The sequence below is a fragment of the Sinomonas flava genome (genome assembly GCF_039531875.1).
GTDB classification, from domain to species: Bacteria; Actinomycetota; Actinomycetes; order Actinomycetales; family Micrococcaceae; genus Sinomonas; species Sinomonas flava.
Map to the genome: position 1 here is coordinate 188,731 of NZ_BAAAQW010000006.1, position 19,519 is coordinate 208,249.

General features: G+C 71.3%; 17 protein-coding genes. 4 read left to right on the forward strand and 13 right to left on the reverse strand.

What is annotated here, in order from left to right; translation table 11 throughout:
* Positions 1 to 4: 4 nt before the first annotated feature.
* The 4 genes from ABD298_RS12170 to ABD298_RS12185 all read right to left on the reverse strand — a co-directional run bounded on the left by ABD298_RS12170 (position 5) and on the right by ABD298_RS12185 (position 4,068).
* Positions 5 to 1,663: an AMP-binding protein gene (locus ABD298_RS12170; RefSeq protein WP_344299977.1), complete on the reverse strand. Its 1,659-nt coding sequence runs from the start codon at positions 1,661 to 1,663 to the stop codon at positions 5 to 7.
* Positions 1,664 to 1,736: 73 nt separating this feature from the next.
* Positions 1,737 to 2,690, reverse strand: coding sequence for an acyl-CoA thioesterase (locus tag ABD298_RS12175; protein WP_344299979.1), 954 nt, complete (start codon positions 2,688 to 2,690; stop codon positions 1,737 to 1,739).
* Complete coding sequence (locus ABD298_RS12180; protein ID WP_344299980.1) at positions 2,687 to 3,181, reverse strand: cupin domain-containing protein; 495 nt, start codon at positions 3,179 to 3,181, stop codon at positions 2,687 to 2,689. Before ABD298_RS12180 ends, ABD298_RS12175 begins: the two co-directional genes overlap by 4 nt.
* Positions 3,182 to 3,216: 35 nt before the next feature.
* A complete protein-coding gene (locus ABD298_RS12185; protein ID WP_344299981.1) occupies positions 3,217 to 4,068 on the reverse strand; it encodes a fumarylacetoacetate hydrolase family protein in 852 nt (283 codons plus the stop codon).
* Between the two features lie 144 nt (positions 4,069 to 4,212).
* Between ABD298_RS12185 and ABD298_RS12190 the strand changes: the two genes are divergently transcribed.
* Both ABD298_RS12190 and ABD298_RS12195 read left to right on the forward strand, forming a co-directional pair.
* Positions 4,213 to 4,638, forward strand: coding sequence for a RidA family protein (locus ABD298_RS12190; protein ID WP_255405438.1), 426 nt, complete (start codon positions 4,213 to 4,215; stop codon positions 4,636 to 4,638).
* Between the two features lie 269 nt (positions 4,639 to 4,907).
* On the forward strand, positions 4,908 to 5,522 hold the full coding sequence (locus ABD298_RS12195; protein ID WP_344299982.1) for a dihydrofolate reductase family protein: 615 nt from the start codon (positions 4,908 to 4,910) through the stop codon (positions 5,520 to 5,522).
* Positions 5,523 to 5,578: 56 nt separating this feature from the next.
* On the opposite strand, the gene ABD298_RS12200 is transcribed toward ABD298_RS12195, so the two are convergent.
* From ABD298_RS12200 to kynA, 4 genes are all read right to left on the reverse strand, one after another.
* Positions 5,579 to 6,448, reverse strand: a complete 870-nt coding sequence (locus ABD298_RS12200) for a PaaX family transcriptional regulator (protein ID WP_344299983.1) — start codon at positions 6,446 to 6,448, stop codon at positions 5,579 to 5,581.
* Positions 6,449 to 6,616: 168 nt separating this feature from the next.
* Entirely contained in the window at positions 6,617 to 7,471 is an 855-nt protein-coding gene (locus ABD298_RS12205) for a PaaX family transcriptional regulator (protein WP_344299984.1), read from the reverse strand.
* On the reverse strand, positions 7,468 to 8,760 hold the full coding sequence (locus ABD298_RS12210) for a kynureninase (protein ID WP_344299985.1): 1,293 nt from the start codon (positions 8,758 to 8,760) through the stop codon (positions 7,468 to 7,470). Before ABD298_RS12210 ends, ABD298_RS12205 begins: the two co-directional genes overlap by 4 nt.
* 2 nt (positions 8,761 to 8,762) lie before the next feature.
* Positions 8,763 to 9,632, reverse strand: a complete 870-nt coding sequence (gene kynA / locus ABD298_RS12215; RefSeq protein WP_344299986.1) for a tryptophan 2,3-dioxygenase — start codon at positions 9,630 to 9,632, stop codon at positions 8,763 to 8,765.
* Between the two features lie 231 nt (positions 9,633 to 9,863).
* Between kynA and ABD298_RS12220 the strand changes: the two genes are divergently transcribed.
* Positions 9,864 to 11,117 carry a MinD/ParA family ATP-binding protein gene (locus ABD298_RS12220; protein ID WP_344299987.1) on the forward strand — a complete coding sequence of 418 codons (1,254 nt, stop codon included), beginning with the start codon at positions 9,864 to 9,866 and terminating at the stop codon, positions 11,115 to 11,117.
* Between the two features lie 29 nt (positions 11,118 to 11,146).
* On the opposite strand, the gene ABD298_RS12225 is transcribed toward ABD298_RS12220, so the two are convergent.
* The 4 genes from ABD298_RS12225 to ABD298_RS12240 all read right to left on the reverse strand — a co-directional run bounded on the left by ABD298_RS12225 (position 11,147) and on the right by ABD298_RS12240 (position 17,005).
* A complete protein-coding gene (locus tag ABD298_RS12225; protein ID WP_344299988.1) occupies positions 11,147 to 11,821 on the reverse strand; it encodes a GntR family transcriptional regulator in 675 nt (224 codons plus the stop codon).
* 29 nt (positions 11,822 to 11,850) lie between these two features.
* On the reverse strand, positions 11,851 to 13,272 hold the full coding sequence (locus ABD298_RS12230) for a carboxylesterase family protein (RefSeq protein WP_344299989.1): 1,422 nt from the start codon (positions 13,270 to 13,272) through the stop codon (positions 11,851 to 11,853).
* Positions 13,269 to 15,248 (reverse strand): flavin-containing monooxygenase, encoded by a 1,980-nt coding sequence (locus ABD298_RS12235; protein ID WP_344299990.1) that lies wholly within the window; start codon positions 15,246 to 15,248, stop codon positions 13,269 to 13,271. Before ABD298_RS12235 ends, ABD298_RS12230 begins: the two co-directional genes overlap by 4 nt.
* A 122-nt stretch (positions 15,249 to 15,370) precedes the next feature.
* Positions 15,371 to 17,005, reverse strand: a complete 1,635-nt coding sequence (locus ABD298_RS12240) for an FAD-binding oxidoreductase (RefSeq protein WP_344299991.1) — start codon at positions 17,003 to 17,005, stop codon at positions 15,371 to 15,373.
* Between the two features lie 79 nt (positions 17,006 to 17,084).
* Between ABD298_RS12240 and ABD298_RS12245 the strand changes: the two genes are divergently transcribed.
* On the forward strand, positions 17,085 to 18,020 hold the full coding sequence (locus ABD298_RS12245; protein ID WP_344299992.1) for a LysR family transcriptional regulator: 936 nt from the start codon (positions 17,085 to 17,087) through the stop codon (positions 18,018 to 18,020).
* A gap of 18 nt (positions 18,021 to 18,038) precedes the next feature.
* On the opposite strand, the gene ABD298_RS12250 is transcribed toward ABD298_RS12245, so the two are convergent.
* The gene (locus ABD298_RS12250) at positions 18,039 to 19,373 is read right to left on the reverse strand and encodes an NtaA/DmoA family FMN-dependent monooxygenase (protein WP_344299993.1); all 1,335 of its coding nucleotides are present in this window, start codon (positions 19,371 to 19,373) and stop codon (positions 18,039 to 18,041) included.
* Between the last annotated feature and the right edge of the window lie 146 nt (positions 19,374 to 19,519).

The following is a 19,519-nucleotide window of genomic DNA, read 5'->3' on the forward strand; positions in this document are numbered from 1 at the left end:
CCTCTCAAACCTGGGTGCCGTTGGTGGCGGCCTGCTCGCGCAGGCGGTAGTGCTGGAGCTTGCCGCTCGGGTTGCGCGGGAGGGCTTCGACGAAGCGGACGTCGCGCGGGTACTTGTAGGGGGCAATGCGGGACTTGACGAAGTCCTGGATCTCGCGCCGCTTGGCGTCGTCGCCCTCCACGCCCTCGCGGAGGACGATGAACGCGCACACCACGGTGCCGCGCTCGGGGTCGGGACGGCCCACGACGCCGGACTCCATGACGTCCGGGTGCTCGTTGATGGCGGCCTCGACCTCGGGGGCGCCGATGTTGTAGCCGGAGGAGACGATCATGTCGTCCGCGCGGGCCTGGTAGTAGAAGTAGCCGTCGGCGTCGCGGTAGAAGGTGTCGCCCGTGACGTTCCAGCCGTTGACCACGTAGGAGGCCTGCCGCTCGTCGTCGAGGTACCGGCATCCGGTCGGGCCGATGACGGCGAGCCGCCCGAGCTCGCCGGGCGCCACCTCGTTGCCCTCGTCGTCGAGGACGGTGGCCCGGTAGCCGGGGACGGCGCGGCCCGTGGCGCCGGGGCGGATGTCCTCGCCTGCGGCGGAGATGAAGACGTGGAGCATCTCCGTGGCGCCGATGCCGTTGATGAGCTTGAGGCCGGTCTCCTCGTAGACGTGCTGCCACGTCTCCTGGGGGAGGTGCTCGCCGGCCGAGACCGCCTTCTGCACGCCCTTGAGCAGATCCGCGTGGCCCTCCTTGAGGATCGCCCGGTACGCGGTCGGGGCAGTGGCGAGGATCGTGACGCCGTGCTCTGCGACGAGCTCGGCGAGCTGGACCGGCGTCGTGCGCTCGGTCAGCAGCGCCGAGGCGCCGAAGCGCAGCGGGAACACCACGAGGGAGCCGAGCCCGAACGTGAACGCGAACGGGGCCGAGCAGGCGAAGACGTCGTCCGGGGTGGGCTGCAGGACGTGCCGAGCGAACGTGTCCGCGTTGGCGAGGATGTCGCGGTGGAAGTGCATGGTCACCTTGGGCACCCCGGTGCTGCCGGAGGTGGGGCCCAGGAGGGCGACGTCGTCCGCCGCGGTCTGCACGGCGTCGAACGTCCCGCTCTTGGCCGCCGCGCGGGCGGTGAGGTCGTCCGGGCCCTCGCCGCCGTACCGGACGACGGTGGGGCGCACGACGGCGGCCGGGGCACCGAGGCCGGCGACCGCGGCGTCGAGGTCCTCGGCGAATCGGTGGTCCACGAGCGCCACGGTGGGTGTGGTCCGCTCGAGGATCTGGGCGATCTCGGGGGCGCGGAGGGCGTGCATCGTCGTCACGACCACCCCGCCGGCCTTGAGGACGCCGAGCCAGGCGGCGACCGTCCAGGGGTTGTTCGGGGAGCGCAGGAGGACCCGGTTGCCGGGCACGAGGCCGAGGTCTTCGGTGAGGACCTGCGCGACTTGGTTGGCGTGCCTCTGGAGCTCGCCGTAGGTCCAGCGGGTGCCGTCCGGGGCGATGACGGCGGGGCGGTTGGCGCCGAAGCGCTCGACGGCGCGGTCGATCAGCGCCGCACCGGCGTTGAGCCGGTCGGGGTACTGGAGCTCGGGGAGGGTGAACTCGAAGGTCGGCCACTGCTCGGCCGGGGGAAGGTTGTCCCGCGCGAACGTGTCCGCGTGGGCGGAGGGTGAGAGAGCCATGGCGCACCTTTCGTGATGTGCGGGTGGGGCACGGGTGGGGGTCTGTGGAGGCGGGGGGCCCGGGGCCGGGACGTCAGTGTCCGGGCCGGACCAGGGCCTCCTGGGCCACGGTCGCGACGAGGCGGCCGTCAGTGTCGTAGAACCTGCCCAGGCCGAGGCCGCGCCCGGACTGGGCGCCGGCGGCCTCCTGGACGTAGAGGAGCCAGTCGTCCACGCGCGCCGGGCGGTGGAACCACATGGCGTGGTCGAGGCTCGCGGTCGTGAGGCCCGGGTCGGCCCAGGCGAGGCCTAGGGCCCGGAGGGTGGGCTCGATGATCGTGTAGTCGCACACGTAGGCCAGCGCCGCGGTGTGGAGCTGGTCCGCGGTGAGGGCACCGGCCGTGGCGCCCTCGAGGGGGCTGAAGGCGCGGACCCACACGGCCTGGTGCGGCACCGGCTCGCCCTCGACCCGCACGTACACGGGGCCGGGGACGTGCCGCGTGTCGAACGAGCGGCCGCCGGACCAGTAGGCCTTGGCCTCCTCGGTCATGGTGCCGGCCTCGCGGGTTCCGGGCTCCACGTCCGCGAGGTACTCGGCCGAGGTCGGCAGCGTCTCGGGGGCCGGGACGCCGGCGGGCATCGCGGGGGCGAGCTCGGCGCCGTCCTCGGGCACCTGGAACGAGGCGAGCGCGGCGTAGACGGGCTTGCCGTTCTGGTACCCGCGGACCTGCCGAGTCGAGTAGCCGCGGCCGTCGCGCAGCAGCTCGACCTCGTACCGGACCTCGGCGCCGATGTCGACCGGCCGCATGAAGTACGAGTGCATCGAGTGCAGGCGGCGGTCCGTCCCGGCGGAGAGCATCGCGGCCGCGGCGGCCTGGGCCACCATGTCGCCGCCGTAGGCCTTGGGCCACGGGCAGGGCTGCGTGGTCGCGGTGAAGGCGAGATCGAAGTGCTCCGGCTCCGCCGGGGTCAGCTCAAGCGCGGCGAGGAGGGTCTCCGCGGTGCCGCCGCGCGGCGTCGTGCGCGTCTCCTGGGTCCCGGCGCTCATGCCCGACGGAACCCCTCGAGCTCGGAGTCGTCGACGTCCTCGAGGTTCACCACGATGTTCTCCGGCGTGCGGGCGGTGAGCCAGACGAGCTCCTCGGTGGTGGACATGTTGGCCTCGACGTGCGGCATGAACGGCGGGACGAAGACCCAGTCCCCCGCGGTCATGTCGATGTAGTCCTTGTAGCCCTCGCCGAAGTAGATGCGGCCGTGGCCGCGGAGCACGTACCCGCCGGTCTCGGCCTCCCCGTGGTGGTGCGGGAAGGAGCGGTAGCCGGGCTCGTTGGAGACCTGGCCGAACCAGATCTTGGTAGCAGGGGTGTGCTGGATCGAGACGCCGGAGACGCGCACGCACTGCCCGGACTGCATCGTGGATGTGTCCTCCTGCCCGGCGCGGGTCACGACGGGCACGACACGGCCGTCGGGCTGCGCGTAGACGGAGTTGTCGCCCTCGGTCGCGTACTGGGCCTGCTGGGTCTCGGTCTGCTGAGTCATCGTGGCTCCTTTGCCTTGTCTCTAGTGTGTCGGTGTCAGTCGGTGAAGCGGATGGTGTTGGCCAGGCGGCCCAGGCCCTGGGCCTCGACCACCACCGTGTCGCCGTCGGCGAGGTACCGCGGGGGCTTCATCCCCATGCCGACGCCGCCGGGAGTGCCGGTCAGGATGACGTCGCCAGGGCGCAGCACGGTGAACTGGGAGATGTAGGCCACGAGGGCGGGGGCGCTGAAGACGAGTGTCTTGGTGTTGCCGGTCTGGCGGCGGATGCCGTTGACCTCACAGGTGATCTCGACGCCGGCCTCGGGATCGAGGGCGTCCGCCGTGACGAGGACCGGGCCCAGCGGGTTTGTGGCGTCCCAGGCCTTGCCCTGGAACCACTGGAGGGTGCGGTTCTGCCAGTCGCGCACCGAGATGTCGTTCGCGAGGGTGTAGCCGGCGATCCCCTGCCGCGCCTCCTCCTCGCCGGCGTTGCGCAGCTCGGCGCCCACGACGACGGCGAGCTCGGCTTCCCAGTCCAGCGCACCCTGGGCGGCGGCCGGCACGGCGAGCTCGTCCGTGGGGCCGGTGAGCGTGTCGGCGAACTTCGCGAAGAGGGTGGGGTGCTCGGGGAGGTCGCGGCCCATCTCGAGGATGTGGTCGGCGTAGTTCAGTCCGCAGCAGATCACCTTGCGGGGGGCCGGGAGCGGGAGGACGAGCTCGGCGTCGTCCACCGCGACCGGGGCCACGGCGTGCGGCGCGGTCCCGGCGAGGGCGGCCTGCGCCGTCGTGCGCCACGCGGCGTCGGTGAGGAGCGCGCTGAGGTGCGGCGCGCCCAGCGGCAGCCACTGGTCCCCGCTGCGCACGGCGGCACGGGTTCCCTCCGCGGTCCGGATGGTGGCCAGTTCCATGGGGCTCCTCCCTGGGTCCTCGAGCGACTTTCCTGAGTATGTCGCTTTCTTGACGTTCGTCAACTAAGCTCAACGTAACACGGCTCACACCGCCGTGACTAGCCCCACACTGGAACGAGCCCGCGAGGGATGCAGGAGGACACCATGGAGGCCACCATGACGCGCAAGGAGACCATCAACCCGGCGTCGCTGCCCAAGCCCTCGGGCTACGCGCACGGGATCAAGGTCGGGAACACCGTGTACCTGGGCGGCCAGACCGCCCTGGATGCGGACATGAAGATCGTGCCCGGCGGGATCGTCGAGCAGTTCAAGCAGGCGTTCGGGAACGTCCTGGCCACGCTGGAGGAGGCAGGTGGGAAGCCCGAGGACCTCGTCGACGTGACGATCTACCTCACCGACGTGGACGACTACATGGCCAACGGGCGCGAGATCGGGCGGCTGTGGCGCGAGATGGCGGGCCGCGAGTACCCCGCCATGGCCGGGATCGGCATCACCCGGCTCTGGCAGGAGGAGGCGCTCATCGAGATCAAGGGCGTCGCAGTGATCGGGTCGGGCGCGGCGGCGGAGTAGGGCTGGGCTCCGGGGCATCGGGCGCCGGGCGCCGCCCCGCCCCGTCCCGCCCGCCCGGTTGCGGGGTCCCGTCCCCGTGGTTGCGGGGTCCCGTCCCCGTGTTTGCGGGGTCCCGTCCCCGTGTTTGCGGGGTCCCGTCCCCGTGGTTGCGGGTCCCGTCCCCGGAGCAGGAATGCGGCCGGCCGCCCACACCGACCTCTCGACCTCCTCTGCGCCCGGTCGCTATCGTGGTCACGCTGGTGTCCACCCGGGACCTGAAGGAGCACGCCATGGGCATCCTCTCCATCGACCTGTTCATCACCCTCGATGGCGTGTACCAGGCACCGGGCGCCCCAGACGAGGACCGCGAGGGCGGCTTCGAGTTCGGCGGGTGGCAGGCGGCGTACTCCGACGAGGAGGCCGGGGCCGCGATCGTCGAGGGCATCGACCGCATGGACGCTCTGCTCCTGGGACGCAAGACCTACGACATCTTCGCCGCCTACTGGCCCTTCCGGAGCCCGGACGACCACATCGCATCGACCCTGAACGCCCTGCCCAAGTTCGTCGTCTCGCGCACGCTGACCGACGCATCCTGGAAGGGCACGACGGTGCTGGCCGGCGCCGCAGAAGTCGCTCCGCTCAAGGACCGGTTCGAGGACATCCACATCATCGGCAGCGCGGCATTGGGACGCTCGCTCCTCGAGGCCGACGTCGTCGACCGCCTCAATCTCTTCGTCTACCCGCTGACCTTCGGCTCGGGCAAGCGGCTGTTCCCGGATGGCACCGGGGTGCCCGCCGCGTTCCGGTTCGTGCAGCCGCCCCAGGCGTTTCCCCACGGAGCGGTACTGCTCGCCTACGAGCGCGCAGGGGCGCCGATCACGGGGATCACCATGGGGGAACAGTAGGAGCCGGCGTCCATCTGAAGACCCGGGCCGAGCCGGCCTGGCGGGGAGCCCCTCGCTTATCCCGCCAGCACCTTCTCCGCATGGCGTCGGGCGGGGCCGGCGAGCTTCGCGTGGAGCTCCGCGAACAGCCGCTGCGCCACAAGCCCCTGCCAATTCCCGGGCAGATACTCGGCCGGCAGTCCCGGGTCCAGATACGGGAGCCGCCGCCAGTGCGTGAGCAGCGAGACGTAGTCAGTGAACGCGGCGGCGTCGTCCTCCGCGGACGACGGCGGCGGCGCGCCTTCCCAGCGTTCGCGCACCTCACGTTGGCCCTCCACGAACTCCGCGTACGTGGCGTCGAGCGCCTCCAGGTCCCACCACTCGGCAACGCGGCCGCGCATGCCCGACCCCTCGCCGTCGTCCGCGTACTCGGCGCGGAAGAACTCGACGTAGCCGGCGGCGCCGGCGCGAGCGAGACGTCGCCGGGCCTCCCTCTCGAGTGACGCCGGGGCGATCCACAGCCCCGGCGAGACGGCGCCGAAGCCCAGACGTGTGAAGGCGGCACGGATCTGGTGGCGGAGGGCGCGCTGCGACTCCGGCACGGAGAAGGCGGCGAGCAGCCACGGGTCCTCAGGGCGGGCGCGCCGGGGCGAGAAGATGCGCTCGTCGCCCTCGGAGAAGACCTCTTCGAGGCCGGGGCCCAGGCGGTAGGCCGCGGCGTTGCCGAGCTTCACGCTCTCGAGGACACCGCGCTTCTTGAGCCTCGAGACCGCGGAGCGCACGCCCGCGCCCTCGACACCCAGGTCGCCGAGCAGCCTCACCAGCCCCGCGACCGGCAGAACGCCGCCGTGCTCACGCGCGTAGAGGCCGAACACTGTGACGATCAGCTGCTGGTGCCGCGGGGAGGCGGCCGCGGCCTTGGACTCCGCTGCGGCGACGGTGGACATGCCTCCGAGCCTACCGCCGGACTCCGCGGAGCGGCGCTGAGCGCGGGGGCAACGAGAGGGTGAGCCGGCGCGTCACGGGACGAGACCCCGCAACGCACGGGACGAGACCCCGCAACGCGCGGGACGAGACCCCGCAACGCGCGGGACGGGACCCCGCAACGACCGGCCCTACGGGGCGAGGACGCCCCGGACGAAGTCGGCCGCCGGGCCTGCGTGTGCCTCGCGGATCCGCAGGAACAGGGCGATGCACTCGGGCCCCGGCCAGTCCTTGGGCAGCAGCTCTGGGGGCAGGCCCGGATCGAGGTACGGGATGACCCGCCACGCGTCGATGCATCCGACGTAGGCGGCAAAGCTCTCGGCGGCGCCCTGGCTCCGCTCAGCCACGTCCGACTGGCCCTCGATGAACTCCCGGTGCAGCGCAGCGATCCCCTCGAGGTCCCACCACTGTCCCACCTGCCCGGCGGCGACCGGCCCCGCGGGCAGCCCCCGCGCGGTGAACAGCACGACGTGCCCGGACAGGCCGAGCCCCCCGACGGCGTCCTCGACCTCGCCGCGCAGGAAGTCCGGACAGATCCACACCCCGGCCTCCACGGTGCCGCAGCCGATCCACTTCAGCTGCTTGCGGAGCTGGTGCCTGGCGTCCCGCATCGCCTCCGGCACGGAGAACACGATGAGGCACCACTCGCCGTCGGCCGCCATGGCCCGCGGCTCGTGGATGCGCCGGTCGCCGCGGGCGAGCATCGCCTCGGCGCCGGGTGCGAGCGCGAGGCCGGCGACGCCGTCGTGCGCCTGAGCATGAAGGAGGCCGCGCGCCTTGACACGGCTCAGCGCCGTGCGCGCCTGCGGCACAGGCACGCCGAGGGCGCCGAGCAGGGCCAGGAACGCGTCGGTGGGCATCCAGCCACCGGCTTCGCGCAGGTACAGCCCCACCACCGTGCGCAGGAGGGAGACGGCGCTGCCGGGACGCGAGACCATGTCGTCCGCGACGCGCGGCGAGCGTCCCGCCTGGAGGCTCTGGGTCATGCGAGCTCGGTCAGGGCGCCCCGGATTGCCTCGATCCCGGCCTCCACCTCGGCGAACGACGTGCTCAGCGGCGACAGCCCGATCCGCAGCCCGTGCGGGGGACGGAAGTCGGGGATGACGCCCCGCTCCCACAGCAGCGCGGTGACCCCGCGGAAGCGCGGGTGGTTGATGGTGATGTGCGAGCCGCGCACCGACGGGTCGCGCGGGCTCGCGAACTGCACCCCGAGCGGGGCCAGGTCGCGGTCCGCGAGGGACGCGGCGAACTCGGTCAGGAGCACGGACTTGGCACGCACGGCCTCGATCCCGCCCGCCTCCGCGATCAGCTCGACCATGGCGGAGAGCGGCTGCATGGCGAGGATCGGCGGCGTGCCCGTGATGAAGCGGCGCATGCCGGCGGCAGGGACGTAGGACTCGGTCATGCCGAACGGGTCGGCGGCGCCCATCCAGCCCCAGATCGGCTGCTGCAGCGTCTCCTGCAGGCCGGCGCGCACGTACCCGAACGCGGGCGAGCCCGGGCCGCCGTTGAGGTACTTGTAGGTGCAGCCCACCGCCAGGTCCACGCCCCACGCGTCCAGCTCGACCGGCACCGACCCCGCCGAATGGCACAGGTCCCACACCACGAGCGCCCCGGCGCGGTGCACGGCGTCGGTGATCGCGGGCGCGTCGGCGACGTACCCGGACCGGTAGGCGATGTGGCTCAGGAGGACGACGGCGGTGCGCGGCGAGAGCGCGGCCTCGACGTCCGCGGCGGTCACTCCGGTGGCGGGGTCGGGCGTGATCCAGCGGAGGGCAGCGCCGCGCTCGGCCGCGATGCCCTCGACGAGGAACCTGTCGGTGGGGAAGTTCTCGCGGTCGATCACGATCTCATCCCGGCCGGGCCCGGCGGCGTCGAGCGCCGCGCGGACCAGCTTGTAGATCATGACCGACGTCGAATCGGCCACGACGGTCTGCCCGGCCGCGGCCCCGAGGACCACCTCGGCGAGGCGGTCGCCGAGCCGGAACGGCTCGTCCATCCACTCCTCGTCCCAGGCCCGGATGAGGCGCTGGCCCCACGGCCCGGCTGTGAACGCGGCGAGCCGATCGCCGATGTCCGCGAGCGGCCGGCCGAGCGAGTTCCCGTCGAGGTACGCGACCACAGGCTCGCCCTCGGGCTTGAGGAACCGGCTGCGGAACGCGGCGAGCGGGTCGGCGTCGTCGAGCGCTGCCGCGTCCAGCGCGGGGAGGCCGACGACGGCGGGTGCGCGGCCGGCGTCGTGCGCGGCCGGGGCGGGGGTGCTGGGGAGGGTCATGATCAGGCTCCGATCGCCGTGCGGACGGCGTACAGCTCGGGGAAGAAGGTCAGGTCGAGGGCGCGCTTGAGGAAGTCGACCCCGGAGGAGCCCCCGGTGCCGCGCTTGAAGCCGATGGTGCGCTGGACCGTGCGCAGGTGCCGGAAGCGCCACGCCTGGAAGTTGTCCTCGAGGTCCACGAGGCTCTCACAGGCCTCGTAGAGGCCCCAAGGCGTGGAGTCCTCCTCGTAGATCCGCTGGAACACCGGCACGAGGTCCTCGCGGAAGGTCCACGGCTCACGCACGTCCCGGTCGAGGATGTCCTGCGGCACGTCGTAGCCGCTGCGGGCCACGAGCGCGAGGAACGCGTCGTAGACCGTGGGCTCGCCGAGGATCCGGGACAGGAGCGCGTGGGCCTCGGGCTCGGAGCTGAAGACGTCCAGCATCCTCGCGTGCTTGTTGCCGAGCACGAATTCGATGGCCCGGTACTGGTACGACTGGAAGCCCGAGGAGTTGCCAAGCGAGCCGCGGAACTGGGAGTACTCGCGGGGGGTGAGGGTGCCCAGGACGCTCCACTGCTCGGTCAGCGTCCGCTGGATCGCCTTGACGCGGGCGAGGCACTTCAGGGCCTTGCCGAGGTCATCGGCGTCCATCAGGCGGCGGGCCTCGAGCAGCTCGTGCAGGACGAGCTTGAGCCACAGCTCGCTCGTCTGGTGCTGGACGATGAAGAGCAGCTCGTCGTGGTGCTCGGGCTGGCTCTGCGGGCGCTGGCTGTGGAGGAGCTCGTCGAGGGCGAGGTAGCGCCCGTACGTCATGGCGCCGCGGAAGTCGGTGCGGACGCCGTCCTCGATCTGACGCACGCCAGCGGACTCGGCGGAGGTGGTCTGGGGCATATCCCCACGATATCAAATAAGTGACGAACGTCAAGCAAATGAAATTGACACTCGTCCGAGGCGCCGTGTGCCGCACGGCTGAGTGGGCCGGTTGGCGGCTGTCTCCTTCTCGGCGTCTTGCCGTTGCTGTACCTTGACCCCACAGACACAAGCGCGAGATCACCCGCTCCGAAGGAACTCGATGCAGCGCCCGCAGGTTGGATGCGTCTCGATGCCGGCAGCAAGGCGGAGATGATGGAACCCCATGCCCTGGACTTCCCCAAGATCGACGCGGTACTGCGCGCCGACGGCACCGGAGAGGTCACCATCGACGGCACCTCCCACCCGCTCCAGGCGGACGACGAACTTGCTGCCCTGCGAGAGGCCCTGACCCTCATCTCCGGAACGGCGATCCGGCTCGGGCGGCCCGTGAAGGTCACCACGAGGGATGGGGAAGGCCAGAGCCTCGTGGTCGTGTCACCGGACGGCACGTTCACAGAGGTCGCGGCCCCCGATGCCACCGGCGCAGGGCCGCAGGGCCGCCCGCCGGAGCCCGGCTGGCCTCCCGCGGAATCCGCCAGACCGCACCCGTCGCGCACATCCTTCCTCCCTCAGGAACAGGCGGAGGAGCCTGCGACGCAGGGATGGCGAGGGATCCTCACCCGTGCCGGGTTCCGGATGCCGCCCGGCGCTGCCGAGCGCACCGAGCGCGCGGACGTGCAGGCCGTCACCCAGCACTGGCCGGGACCCCGCACGATCGCGGTTGTCAATGGCAAAGGCGGCGCGTCCAAGACCCCCAGCACGATCCTCCTCGCCGCCGTGTTCGCACGCGAGGGCGGCGCCGGCGTCCTGGCCTGGGACAACAACCAGACCCGGGGAACGCTCGGCTGGCGCACCGAGCAGGGACCGCACGAGGCCACCGTGCTCGACCTCCTGCCCCAGGTCGAACCTCTGCTCGGGATCGCCGCCCAGTCCGCTGACCTCGCGCGATTCGTGCACCATCAGACGCGCGACCGCTTTGATGTCCTCCGAAGCAAGCCGATGGCCCTTGCCCACGAGCAGCGTGTGGAGCCGAACGATGTCGACGTGATCCATGCGGTTGCAGCCAAGTACTACCGCTTGATCCTCATGGACAGCGGCAACGACGAGAGCGATCCCATGTGGCTGCGCATGATTGACCGCACCGACCAACTGGTGGTCGCCACGACCACCCGGGACGACCATGCCGAGGCCGGCGCCCTCCTCCTGGAAGCGCTAGCGGAGCGGGACGAGCACTCCGCCAGGCTCGCCGAGCACGCGGTCGCCATCGTCAGCCAAGCCGATCCGAGGGCAACAGCGGACCAGGTCCGCCGGATCGCGGACGGGTACCGCCAGCTCGCACGCGAGGTCGTCACCATCCCCCACGACCCCGCCATGGTCGGCGGCCCGCTCCGCTACGGTTCCCTCCGGCCCGCGACCCAGCGGGCCTGGCTTGGCGCGGCCGCCGCGGTCGCCCGCGGGCTCTAGACCTGTCGGCTTCGCCGGGCCGCCGAGGCTCACCCTCCCGTCTGGGCCATCGCAAGGCCCGAGTCCAGGACCATCTCCGCCGTCGCCTCGTAATGGTGCCGCAGGCGCGCAGCCATCGCCTCGACGTCGTGCGCCAGTGCCGCCTCGAGCAGGCCACGGTGCTCGCCCTCGACGTCCCGCTGCGACGCGGCAGGCGCGGCGGAGGCCCAGCGCCGGTAGAGCTCGGTGGTGCGGCCGAGCTGGCTGGCCTGCCGGAGGACGGGCGCGCACGCGCAGGCCGACAGGAGCGCCTCGTGGAACGCACGGTGCGCCTCCTGCCACGCAGCAGTGGTGACGGCAGGATCTTCCGGGTCGCGCCGCGGCGTGCGCGTCAGCCGGTGGTAGGCGGCCATCACCGCGCTCTCCCATGCGACGTCCCCACGCGTGAGGCTCAGCCGCGCCGCGTACACCTCGGTCAGACACCGCAGCTCCGTCAGGTCGTGCAGCTCCTGCACATCCAGGTCCCGGACCGCGAACCCGCGCTGCGGTCGGAGGGTGACGAGGTCCTCAGCCGCGAGCCGGGTGAGGGCCTCACGAATCACCGTCGTGCTCGTGCCGAGCCTCGCGCCGAGCGCACCGGGTGCGAGGCGCTCCCCCGGGCGCCACACGCCGTCGAGGATCGCGGCGCGCAGCATGCTGTACGCCTGGCGTCCAGCCGTTCCCATGGTCCCTCCTCAGGCTCTCGACCGGCTGGTCACGGCTCGGCCCTGCGTACCGGCTCGCCGCGGGCGGGGTCAGGCACGTGGTCGGCGTGCACGACGCCGTCCGCGAACCCCACGGCTTGGACCTCGCCGGGCGCCGTGGTGGGGGCTTCGCCCGCCACGGCGCGGGCGAGCGGATCGCGCCAGACGCCGGCGACGGCGTCGAAGGCATCGTCCTCAAGGTCCGCGAGCATGGGCGAGTCCCGCCACTGGCCGCGGTCCCCGAACAGGAACGGCACGTCGAAGCAGTGGGCGGAGCCGGCACCACCGGCCGCCTCGACGTCGAGGCGCGAAACGTGGACAGCCACCCCGGCCGAACGCAGGTGCCCCGCCAGTTCGCGGGCTGCACTGGCGAACTGGTGCTCCGTCATGTCGGCGGTCATCTGCCCCCACGCGCTGTCAGCGGCAGGGAGCTCGCCGGGCGTCGCGAAGTGGGCCGCCCGGTACGCGTCCGCTGCCGACGAGGGCAGGCTGCCGGCCACGTGGGGCGGAATGAAGGCACGGGCCTCATGGGCCGTCGTCGCCAGCAGGACCTGTTCCACGCCGGCCAGCCGCCCCACGGCTGCGTCCCAGTCCTGGACGTCGCCCGGAAGCCGACCGCCGGCAAGCGGCTGGACTCCCAGACCGCGGCCCGCCCAGGCCCGGTTCACCTCCGCCGAGGCCGCCACGAGGTCGTCGGGCCTGCGCTCAGAACGGTCGGCGCCGCCGAGCGCCTCAGCGAACACCCGGCGCCTGGCGGCAGCGCCCTCGGGACCCGGCGGAGGCTGGTACGGCAGGCTGTAGAGGGCCAGCCGTCTGATCCGCCCGGCGAGCGCGGGATCCTGCGCGGCTGCGAACGCGAGCCACGCCCCGGCCGACTGGCCTGCCAGGGTCACGTCGTCCGGGTCTCCGCCGAAGTGGGCCGCGTGGTCGATGGCCCACTGGACCGCCGCGACGGCGTCCGCCACGGCCGGTGCAGTGCCGTCGGGTCCGGGGATGAAGCAGGCGGCCGCCCCGAGCCGATAGGCGGGGACTGCGATGACCGCGCCGATCCCCTCGGCAAGGGCCGACGCGTCGTGCCAGCGGACCGATGCGCCGCCCGAGACGTACCCGCCACCGGGCAGGAACACGACGAGGGGCGCGTTGGGAGCCGCTTCGGCGGGAGCGTACACGTTGATCTGGAAGGCGTCCTCGTCCTGCTCGACCTCGCCTGCCGCGGGGCCGAGCAGCCAGTCCAGGCCCCCGGGCTGCTGGGGGAACACGACCGCGTCCTCCACGGTTCCCGCCGCGGCCGGCGGGACGGGCACGGCAGGCGGGAGGACGCCGTCGCCCGCTGGACCGCCGAGTCGCGCCCACCGACAGCGGGTGACGACGACGCCACGCGTCGCGCGGCCGTCGCCCGCCTCCTTCGCGTGCCCGTCGAGCGCGAGGCTCATCGGATCGGCTCGTACTGCTCGGGGTCGAGGGAGCGCGTGAGGTTCCAGTACTCAAGGACCGGCAGGGGCCAGATCTGGGAGACCCGGCCGAACCGGTTCTTGTACCAGGTGTGCACACTGGGATGGCCCCAGGCCTTGGTGGCGCTGGCGGCATCGAGTCGCTCGTAGAACTCGTCCAGGGCCTCCTGCTTGAGATCGATCGCGGACCACCCCTCGGAGAGCTCGCGGCGGATGGCGTCGAGCGCGTACTCGAGGCCGTACTCGATCATCGAGAAGAGGCTGCCGTTGACCACGTGGCCGGTGTTGGGCCCGGAGACGATGAAGAGGTTGGGGAAGCCGGGCACGGTCATGCCGAGGTAGGCCTTCGCGTCGCCGCCCCAGTAGGCGTGGAGATCCTGCCCGCCACGGCCCGTGATGGAGAGCGGCTCGAGGAACTCGCTCGCCTGGAACCCGGTGGCGTAGATGACGGCGTCGAGCTCGTGCAGGACCCCGTCTCCGTCCACGACGCCCTCGGGGACGAAGTGGTCCAGTCCTGAGGTGACGAGCTGCGTCTGGGGCTTGCGGAGGGACGCCGCCCAGACTCCGTTGTCACGCAGCATGCGCTTGCCGCCGAGGAGGTAGTCAGGGGTGACCTTCTCGAGCAGGTCGGGGCGGCCGGCGTACTGCTCGGCCAGAAGCGCGCGCAGGGACTCCTGGACGCGGTGATGGACCTCGGAGATGGAGTCCGGGCCGGTCCACTGCGGGTCGATGACAGTGGTGTGCTGGCGCCCCTCGACGCCGAGCCAGTGCTGCCACAGGCGCAGCCACTGGCCGAAGTGGGGCAGGTGCTCGGAGAGCCACAGGACGGCATCAGGCATGCTGTCGTAGTACATGGGCGTGGGCAGCATCCACGGCGAGCTGCGCTGGAAGACCGTGAGCGATGCGACGCGGTCCACGATCGCCGGGACGATCTGGTAGGCGCTCGCGCCGGTTCCGACCACGGCGACCCGCTTGCCGGTGAGATCCACCCCGTGGTTCCACTCGGCGGAGTGCATCTGCGCACCGGTGAACGTCTCGCGGCCCGGGGTGTCAGGGATCTTGGGCCGGTCGAGCTGGCCGACGGCGGTGAAGACGGCGTTCACCCGGTGGACGGCCGGCACGCCGTCGACCGCGACGCGCACGTCCCACATGCGGGAGCCCTCGTCCCACGTGATGGCCTGGACATCCGCCCCGTAGACGATGTCGTCGAGGAAGCCGCCCCGCTCGGCGACTTCCCTCGTGTACGCGTGGATCTCGGCGCCCTCGGAGAACTGCTGGGGCCAGTCGTCCCGCTGGGCGAAAGAGAAGGAATAGGCGTAGTTGGGGGTGTCGAGGCGCACGCCGGGGTAGGTGTTCTTCCACCACGTCCCTCCCACGTCGTGGCCCTTCTCGAAGACCCGCACGTCGATCCCCGCCTGCTTGAGCCGGTACGCCGAAGCCATCCCGGCGACTCCGGCGCCGATGACGGCGGCGGTGAAGTTGCGTCCCGGAGCCACCTCGTCGACGCGCCACCGGGGGCGCCCGTTCGCCTGGGGCGCAAGGGCCATGTCGTGCTTGAGGAGGGGGCGGTACGCAGCGTCGGCGCCGTTGGTGATCCAGTCGACGACAGCGTCAGCCTCGGCGTCGGAGAGCGTGCGGACCCGGGTGATGCGCTCGTCGCGGACTCTCCTGAGGGCGTCGAGGGCGAGGGCGCGGGCCTCGGCCTGCTGCTCTGCGCTCATGGCGCCATGCGGCTTACCGACGGTGTCCACCGGCGGCTGCGGGGGCCGGAGGCTGTCGCGCAGGAGGCTGAAGTCTCCGGTCGCGGCCGCGAGCGCGACCATGAGGGCCGGCAGCTCCACGCTTTGGACGATACGCGTCAAGAACGCATCATCCTCGGTGATAGGGGTGTATTCGTCTCGGGTGTAGAGGTCGTCGATGCCGCTCAGCACGTCGGCAGGGGCCAGGGATTCAGTCACGGTGCTCTCCTCGGATCACGCGCCGCTCGTGAGCGGCGTCACGTCTCCGTCCATAGTATCGATTAAAATGCAATAAACAAGAAAAATGCATTCTTTGCTTCTGGTGGCGTGTGCCTTCGCCCTCAGTTGGCCGCGGTCGACGCCGTGAGCTCGGCTTCAGCGCGGGGGATGCCCCCAGGCCCGCTCGCGTGCGCACCCCGGAATCGCGCCGGCCAGACTCCTTGCTTGCCGGGGGAGATGATGCCGCGGGGGTCGACAGCGTCCTTGAGGCGCTCCTGGAAGCGCAGGGCCGCATGGTCATTGAAGTCGAAGCCGGCAGCGATCCGGTCCATGTAGTCGACGTGGCTGCGATACGGCGCATAGCCATGGGAACGGGCAGCGTCGAGCAGGCGCGTGTAGAGCTCTCGGGCGCGCGCGAGCATCTCCTCGTTGCCGCGCTCGAAGAAGATCATGGTCACGTGCACCATGTGCCGCGGGTACAGGTGGTACCCGATGTAGAGGTCGAAGCCGTACTCCGCGTAGAGCGCCTTGGCCTCCTGGTAGAACGCGTACACCTCCTCGCCGCGCGCAGGGATGATGGGCGCGGCGTCGATGTGGCCGCCGTTCTCGGAGGCCCAGGCGACCGTGGAGAGGGGCTTCAGCGTCGGGACACCGGCCATCTGCGTACGGTCCGCCTCGGCGATGCGCTCGTGGTCGAGCCGGCGGCCCTCCTCGCCCTCGTACACCCGGGCGTCCACCCTTGCTCCCGGGACGGCAGCGGTGACGCGGTCCCGGACGATCTCCAGCCGCCTGCGGACGAGTCCCGGGTCGCCGTACAGCCCGAACTTGGCATTCCACTGCCCGATGCCGAAGTCGCGCCGCATCTCCTCCAGCCGCCAGTCCGGGATCGACCCTCCCCCGTCCCAGAAGTCCTTCCGAGCCCCGCGCATCGTTGCGGCGCGCACGACGTTCCCGCACAGCGCGTTGTTCTGGATGACGTCCTCGCGCCGCAGCTGGGTGAGCACGTCGATCAAGGCTGGGAGGTCCTCCTCGCGCTCGACCATGATGTCCCCGTTGGCGAACGCCTGCGGGGCGGGCATGAGCCACAGGCCACCCGAAACGACGACGCCGAGGTTCGACTGTGTGAAGAGCCCGTCGAGGGTAGGGCCGAATCCTCCTTGGAAGATCGGCCCGAGGTCGGTGCCCTCCATCGCTCCCATGCCGGTGCGCAGCAGGTCGCCGTCCGGGAGCACAACCTCGACGCCGCACAGGCTCTTGACGTGGTCGCCCAGCGGGGTCATGCCATAGCCGCGGTCCAGCATGTTGCCGAGGATCGAGCCCCAGCCGAGCGCCGGAACGCTCATCCAGAGATTGAGGCCGTGCTCGCGGATGTACTCGAAGAGGTCGAAGAAGGTGACTCCCGGTTCCACGACGGCATAGCCGAGCCTGTCGTCGACGGCCAGGATGCGGTTCATGCGGGACAGGTCGAGCGCGACCATGCCCTGGTCCCGCGGCTCCGGGCCGCCGTAGCCCAAGTTCTTCCCGCGGGAGAACGTCCACAGCGGGGTTCCGGTCTCGCCAGCGAGCCGGACGAGGGCCTGGACTTCCTCGGTGCCTGCGGGCCGGACCCCGGGCCATGCCGAACGGCCGGGATTGAGCGGGTACGGGTCGAGGTATCCGTCCTCGGCGTCGGGACGGACCACATGCTCGGCGCCGACGATAGCGGCCGCACGGCGGAGGAACTCGTCGCGGGAGGAGGTGGCGGTATCTGCGGACATGTTCATTTCCTTCGTTCTTCTCAAGGCGTGGTCATCGGCTGGCCCGGGGAGGCCGCGCGGGACAGGCTAGGCTCGGCGCATGATCCCCGAGCAGCAGCCGGCGCTCACCCTCCGGCAGGCATGGCACTTCGTCCTCGCCGCCGAGTCGGGGACACTGGCGGAGGCAGCGCGTCGGCTGCACATGGCGCCCTCTGCCATCTCTACGTCGATCGGCGAACTCGAACGGGCGGTGGGGACCGAGCTTCTCGTCAAGCGCCGCGCCAAGGGAGTCGCCCTCACGGCGACGGGGCGCCAGGTGCTCGGGATGGCCCGCGAGCTCCTGAGCCTCGCGGACTCCATCGCGGCGCTGTCCCGGGAGGACCGCTCCCAGCTCCGCGGCCCGCTCACCGTGGGCTGCGACATCACGCTCGGACCCACCATCATCCCGGCGATGCTCACCGACTTCGCGCGCCAGTGCCCGGGCGTGGAAGTGGACTTCGTGGAGGGCTTCCACGAGGACGTGCAGGAGAGGCTGCTCGCCGGCGCGCTCGACGTCGCGTTCGTGTACGACGCCGGCGTGGACCCCGCGCTGACGACGGTCGCCCTGGCGGACGCGGCCCCGCATGTCCTCGTCCCGGCCGACCATCCTCTCGGCGACGCGGACGGCGTGCGCCTCGCCGACATCGCGCACGAACCGCTCGTCCTCTTCGACTCCCCTCCCCTGGGGAGCCGCGTGCTGCAGCTCCTCCACGACGCCGGCGTGGCCCCCCAGGTGCGGCATCGCTCGCGCTCCTACGCGACGGTGAGGTCCCTCGTCGCGGTGGGGCGCGGCGTCGCAGTCCTGTACCAGCAGACCGCGCTCGAGGCGCCGTACGCCGAGCTCGGCGTGCGGCTCCTCCCGCTGCGCGCGCGGGCCGAGCTGTCCCGGCCGGTCCAGGTCGCGCTCGCGAGCCCCCGCAGCACACGTCCCTCGGTCAGGGCACGCGCCTGGATCGACGTGGCGCTCGAGCTCTTCACCGAGGTCGGCGGGGACTGAGAGGCGCACCGTGGCCCCTCAGGCGAGGGCAGACTCGCGCGTGGCTGACGGGTAGGGGAGGCCGAGGTTCTCGCGAAGGGTGGTGCCCTCGTACTCGTGGCGGAAGTAGCCGCGCTCCGCGAGCTCCGGCACCAGCTTGTCGCAGATCAGTGCGAAGCCCCCGGGGTTGAAGGGAGAGTTGAGGTTGAACCCGTCGCATGCCCGGGCCTCGAACCACTCGATCATCCGGTCGGCGATGGCGCTCGGCGTCCCGGCCATCCACTGGTGGCCGGTCGAACGGGCCAGGTCCACGATGAGCTCGCGCAGCGTCATGCCCTGGTCCACGCTCTTGCGGCGGTAGATGTGGTAGCGGGAGCCCCGCGCAGGATCCTCCGTGAACCACTCGACGGGGATCGCCTCGTCGAGGTCGAGGGAGGAGAGGTCGAGCTTGAGGTCCGCGCCGAGCTGCCGGCGGCCGTTCTCCATGTGGATGTTGCGCGCCAGCTCCTCCGCGAGCTCGTCCGCCTCGGCCTGGGTGTCGCCGATGATCGGGAGGATGCCCGGGATGACCTTGATCAGTTCCGGATCCCGGCCCTTCGCGGCGGCCTTGGCCTTGAAGTCCGCGTAGAACTCGATGGACGGCTGCAGGAGGGGCTGGGCAGTGTAGATGCCGTCCGCCACTGAGGTCCCGAGCTCCACTCCCGGGCCGGATGACCCGGCCTGGACGAGGACCGGACGCCCCTGAGGCGAGCGCGGGCCCGGCAGGGGACCTTGGACGCGGAAGTACTCGCCGACATGGTCGATCTGGTGGATCTTCGAGGTGTCGGCATACCACCCCGACTCGCGGTCGTTGATGACGGCGTCGTCCTCCCAGCTGTCCCAGAGCTTCTGCACGACCTCGACGAATTCGGTCGCGCGCCGGTAGCGGGCAGGCCCGTCCGGGGCTTCCGTGAGTCCGAAGTTCTGGAAGCCGTCGGAGCTCGTGACGATGTTCCAGCCGGCGCGGCCGCCGGACATGTGATCGAGGCCGGCGAGCAGGCGCGCCACGTTGTAGGGCTCGTAGAAGGAGGTTGAGATCGTGCCGATGAGCCCGATGTTCTTGGTGACGGCAGCGAGGGCTGCGAGCGTCGTCATCGGCTCGTAGAAGCCGTTCATCTTGATGTCGCCGCGCATCACAGTGTTGGCGTGCGCGATGTCGCCGAAGAACACCGCGTCGAGCTTGGCGGCTTCGGCCATGCGCGTGAGGTCGGCGACGAAGTCGAAGGTGCCGAGCTCGTCCGCCCGGCTGCCGGGCATGCGCCAGCTGTCCTTGTGGTAGCCCGCCGGCAGCATGAAGGTGGTGAGCACCATGTGGTGTCCGCGCGAGTTGGTCATGAGAGTTCCTTTCAGGGCACCCGGCTGCATCGCCGCGGTGTACTTCCATCGTGGGACCCCAACTTCATCTGGTAAAGCATCGAAATTAGGGCTCAATGTTCTAAGAAATAGGCTTTATGGGACAGGTGGAACCTGGATCCGCAGAC

Bases quoted from the DNA above. Each gene is read 5' to 3' on its own strand.
- ABD298_RS12170 (WP_344299977.1), bottom strand. From the start codon at position 1,663: ATGGCTCTCTCACCCTCCGCCCACGCGGACACGTTCGCGCGGGACAAC.
- ABD298_RS12175 (WP_344299979.1), bottom strand. From the start codon at position 2,690: ATGAGCGCCGGGACCCAGGAGACGCGCACGACGCCGCGCGGCGGCACC.
- ABD298_RS12180 (WP_344299980.1), bottom strand. From the start codon at position 3,181: ATGACTCAGCAGACCGAGACCCAGCAGGCCCAGTACGCGACCGAGGGC.
- ABD298_RS12185 (WP_344299981.1), bottom strand. From the start codon at position 4,068: ATGGAACTGGCCACCATCCGGACCGCGGAGGGAACCCGTGCCGCCGTG.
- ABD298_RS12190 (WP_255405438.1), top strand. From the start codon at position 4,213: ATGGAGGCCACCATGACGCGCAAGGAGACCATCAACCCGGCGTCGCTG.
- ABD298_RS12195 (WP_344299982.1), top strand. From the start codon at position 4,908: ATGGGCATCCTCTCCATCGACCTGTTCATCACCCTCGATGGCGTGTAC.
- ABD298_RS12200 (WP_344299983.1), bottom strand. From the start codon at position 6,448: ATGTCCACCGTCGCCGCAGCGGAGTCCAAGGCCGCGGCCGCCTCCCCG.
- ABD298_RS12205 (WP_344299984.1), bottom strand. From the start codon at position 7,471: ATGACCCAGAGCCTCCAGGCGGGACGCTCGCCGCGCGTCGCGGACGAC.
- ABD298_RS12210 (WP_344299985.1), bottom strand. From the start codon at position 8,760: ATGACCCTCCCCAGCACCCCCGCCCCGGCCGCGCACGACGCCGGCCGC.
- kynA (WP_344299986.1), bottom strand. From the start codon at position 9,632: ATGCCCCAGACCACCTCCGCCGAGTCCGCTGGCGTGCGTCAGATCGAG.
- ABD298_RS12220 (WP_344299987.1), top strand. From the start codon at position 9,864: ATGATGGAACCCCATGCCCTGGACTTCCCCAAGATCGACGCGGTACTG.
- ABD298_RS12225 (WP_344299988.1), bottom strand. From the start codon at position 11,821: ATGGGAACGGCTGGACGCCAGGCGTACAGCATGCTGCGCGCCGCGATC.
- ABD298_RS12230 (WP_344299989.1), bottom strand. From the start codon at position 13,272: ATGAGCCTCGCGCTCGACGGGCACGCGAAGGAGGCGGGCGACGGCCGC.
- ABD298_RS12240 (WP_344299991.1), bottom strand. From the start codon at position 17,005: ATGTCCGCAGATACCGCCACCTCCTCCCGCGACGAGTTCCTCCGCCGT.
- ABD298_RS12245 (WP_344299992.1), top strand. From the start codon at position 17,085: ATGATCCCCGAGCAGCAGCCGGCGCTCACCCTCCGGCAGGCATGGCAC.
- ABD298_RS12250 (WP_344299993.1), bottom strand. From the start codon at position 19,373: ATGACCAACTCGCGCGGACACCACATGGTGCTCACCACCTTCATGCTG.